This is a genomic window from Mycobacterium sp. (genome assembly GCF_044342925.1).
Classification (GTDB): Bacteria; Actinomycetota; Actinomycetes; order Mycobacteriales; family Mycobacteriaceae; genus Mycobacterium.
This window is the reverse complement of sequence record NZ_JBIIOV010000240.1, coordinates 1-3,401: the sequence shown is the minus strand read 5'-3', so window position 1 is coordinate 3,401 and position 3,401 is coordinate 1. Positions and strand designations below refer to the sequence as shown.

Below are 3,401 nucleotides of genomic sequence, written 5' to 3'. Positions count from 1 at the left end.
CGCGATTCGGCCCATTCGTCGTGCTGTTCGGCCAGAACGGCGCCGACGAGGCGGATCAGGGCGTTGCGGTCGGGGAAGATTCCGACGACGTCGGTGCGCCGGCGGATCTCCTTGTTGAGGCGCTCCTTTATCCGGCCCTCGGGGGCAGCGCTACCCGGAGTGCTGGTTGGGCATTATCGGTCGAGGCGCTGGAGATGGTCGGTGAGGGCGTGGGCAACGCGTTCGTGGCGGGCGGCGTCGTCAGTCCAGCCGCGGCTTTCGGCATCAGATTTCAGGGCGTGGATGTCGGTCAACTGGTGGGTGAGGGCGTCGCGGAATTCGGGCGCGGTGATGTAGTTGTCGCAGGTTTCGCAGATGTTGGCGTAGGTGCAGGCACCGGCTGCCGGGTGACGGGCGCAGTAGCCGTGGGCGACGCGGGTTTTGATCATTTCACTGTGCAGCCAGCTAACCTTGTCGGGCAGGATCGGCTTGCCGGCCGGGGTAAGGGTGAACTGACGGCGCATCTTGCCCATCGCTTCGTCGTAGGCGCCCCGCAGGGCCGGCGAGGCGAGGGTGGCGTACCGGATGGTCATCTGCGGTGTGACGTGCCCGAGCAGCGCCATCAACGCTTGCAGGCTCATGCCGGCGTTGGCAAGTTCGGTGGCCCAGGTGTGACGCAGCTGGTGGGGGGTGACAGTCAACGGGCCACCGTGGGGTGCGCGTAACCCGGCGGATTCCGCGGCGGCGATCAGCCCGTTGCGCAGCCTGGAGTAGCCCAGTCGGCGACCGTGTGCGGTGAAGAGGAAGTCGGTGAAGGTTCCGGTCCGGGGGTGGGTCAGTGGCCGGTGGCTGCCGCGGTGGCTCACCCACTCGTCGAGAGCGGCGATGGTGGTCGCGGAGAGGGGCACCATGCGTTCGGTGGCCAGCTTGCCCAGCGGCACCTTCAGCCAGGTGCCTGCGGGGCCGTAGTCGATGATGCTGCCCACCTCCAGGTCGAGTAGTTCACCGACCCGCAGCCCGGCACCGCGCAGCACGGTCAGCCCGACCCGGGCGAACGGATCATTGAGGTGGGCAACGGCATTCATCACCGCCGCGTCGATGTCCGGGGCCAGTGCCCTCGGTAGCGGCTGGTCAAGTTTGGGGATGTCGGCGGCAAAGACGAGCCGCCGGGCGGGTGCTTGGTCCCACCCCCAGGTGGTGATGTCATCGAGCAGGTTGCGCAGGCTGAGCACCGCCGACTGCGCGACGGCGGCCGAGACGGTGCGCCCGGCGCCGGCGCGGGCGCGTTGACCCCGCCAACTGCGGGTGCGGTTCCAGACCAGGAAGCCTTCGATGCAGGTGCGGTCCAACTCCTGCAGGCTGGTCAGTTGCCGGTGGTGGCTGGCGAGGTACTCGGCGAAGGGCAGCAGGTCGTTGATCAGCGATTCCAACGATTTCGGGCGCAGCACGGTCGCGCGGAGCCGGACATAGCGCAGCAGGGTGTCGCGGATCGGGTCGGCCATCGCGACGTCCTTGAAGCGTTGCTCAAGGCTGCGTGCCCACGGCCGTCGTCGAGGAGCGGTATCCAGGACGCGGGTCTCGTAGAGCAGTTGGCGCAGGCTGGCCAGCCGGGCACGATAGGCCCGCCGTGCGGACGCCGGGATCGAGCTCGCCGAGAGTGCCCGGTCGAAGTCCTCGATCGCCTCGGTGGTGAGGTCGGCGATCAGCCCGCCCCGGCAAGCCAGCACGACCGCCAGGCCCTCGCCGAGCACGGTGGCAACCCAGGAGTCGGTCCAGCCGAGCCGGCCTCCGGCACGCCGCAGGGTGGAGAACCCGACCGGGTCGCGGGCCTCAACGGCCGCGCCGAGTCCGGTCAGCTGTTTGACGGCGGCCAACTCGACATCCAGCCGCAGCCGGTCGGCGCCGATCGCAAAGCACAGCAGCGGCCACGCGCGGTTGGACTTGATCTCAGCGGCCCGCTCGACCGCCGGCAGGCCCATCCAGGCCTGCAGATCGGGGTGACGAGAGAGGAATTCTTGCGCGATGCGGGTCCGGTCGCGGACTGACCGCTCACTCAGCCCCAGTCTCCTGACGTGGTCTAGATAGTCCCCCAGCAGTGCGCTGGTATCGACACGGCCTTTAACGGTGGTGGTCATCGCGAAGCCCCGGCAAGGCTCGCGCGGGCGGCTCCGTATTCGGCGGCTAGCTGCTCGATCGACAGGTGCACGTAGCGGGCCGTTGTCTCCGGGGAGGAGTGGCCCATCAACGCCCGCAAGGCGAGCAGATCGATTCCTGCCGAGGCCAATTCGGTGCCGTAGGTGTGGCGCAGCCGGTGCGGACGCACCCGCGTTGACCCGGAGAGCTCACGGTGGCGGCGAAACAGGCTGCGCAGGCCGGCTTCGCTGACCGGTGCCCCGGTGGTGGGGCCGCGCAGCACCACGAAACACTCCGGTGTGGCCAACCCGGGTGGGCGTTCCCAGCGCAGATAGGCCGCCATCTCGGTGAAAAATGCGGTATCCACCGGTACGTGGCGTTCCTTGCGGCCCTTTCCGATCACCCGCAGCCGCCGTCGTCCCATGTCGGCATCGGCCAGCAGCAGGCCCCGGACCTCCGCCGAGCGCAGCCCACCAAACAGCATCGCCAACACCATCGCCCGATCCCGATGGGTCCCGAGTGTGGCAATGAACGCCTCGATATCTTTGGCCGGCAACGATTCCGGCAACAGCTGCGGCTGGCGCACCAACCTGCCGCCGGGCCGGACGCGACCAGGACCGAGATGGCCCAGCAGACCCGCCTGCGGGCGGCGCAAGCCCTGCCCCCGCCGCGGTGACGGCACCGGGTTGTCTCCGCGGCGGCCGGTCATCACCAAGTACTCGAAGAATGCCCGCACCGCCGCAACCCGACGGTTCACCGTTGACGCCGCCGCCGACCCCGCTCGAGACCGATCAGCACCGCGGACTCCTTGCCAATCGATCCAGTCGAACACCAGCGCGGCATTCACCGCCGACAGCCTCACATCCCGCTCGGTGAGGAAACGCGCCAAGTTCGCCACATCGAAGCCATACGCCCGCACCGTCGCCGGGCTGAACCCCCGCCCAGCCAGGTGCCTGAGGAACGCATTCGCCCCCTCCCGGCCCTCCCAGTCGCCGTCGAGCTGATACCCGCCCTCGACCGCGTGAAGCCTCACCACAGCCACCGCTGCTCCCGCCTTCCCCTCAGCGCCCTGTCCTTAGCAGAGCATCCACCCGCCCATGGACACCGCTGCGGATCTCACGCCGCAGCCCGCTGCGTGTCCTGCCAGGGCCGGTTAACCGATAGGGGGTTGTTCGACCAGATTTGGCGCCAGATCTGCTTGGGGAACGCGGTGAACGCCAGCAGGTCCGCGCGGGCGTTCTCCAAGTGGTCAGCGACTTTCGGGAGCTTGTCGGCCAGGGCGTCGATGA

Annotated in this window: 3 protein-coding genes and 1 pseudogene; all 4 read right to left on the bottom strand. The window is 68.7% G+C overall.

Features of this window, described 5'->3' with window-relative positions:
* A pseudogene (locus ADBZ6I_RS16685) lies at window positions 1-128 on the bottom strand (transposase); the annotation flags it as partial.
* Window positions 129-173: 45 nt separating this feature from the next.
* Window positions 174-2,114, bottom strand: a complete 1,941-nt coding sequence (locus tag ADBZ6I_RS16680; protein ID WP_526385809.1) for a tyrosine-type recombinase/integrase — start codon at window positions 2,112-2,114, stop codon at window positions 174-176.
* Entirely contained in the window at window positions 2,111-3,145 is a 1,035-nt protein-coding gene (locus ADBZ6I_RS16675; protein WP_526385807.1) for a site-specific integrase, read from the bottom strand. The genes ADBZ6I_RS16680 and ADBZ6I_RS16675 overlap by 4 nt, the downstream gene beginning before the upstream one ends.
* Window positions 3,146-3,228: 83 nt before the next feature.
* Window positions 3,229-3,401: transposase (locus ADBZ6I_RS16670; protein WP_526385811.1), on the bottom strand; the 173-nt coding region annotated here is incomplete at its 5' end.

Excerpts from the sequence above, each read along its gene's own strand:
- ADBZ6I_RS16680 (WP_526385809.1), bottom strand. The coding sequence starts at position 2,114 with ATGACCACCACCGTTAAAGGCCGTGTCGATACCAGCGCACTGCTGGGG.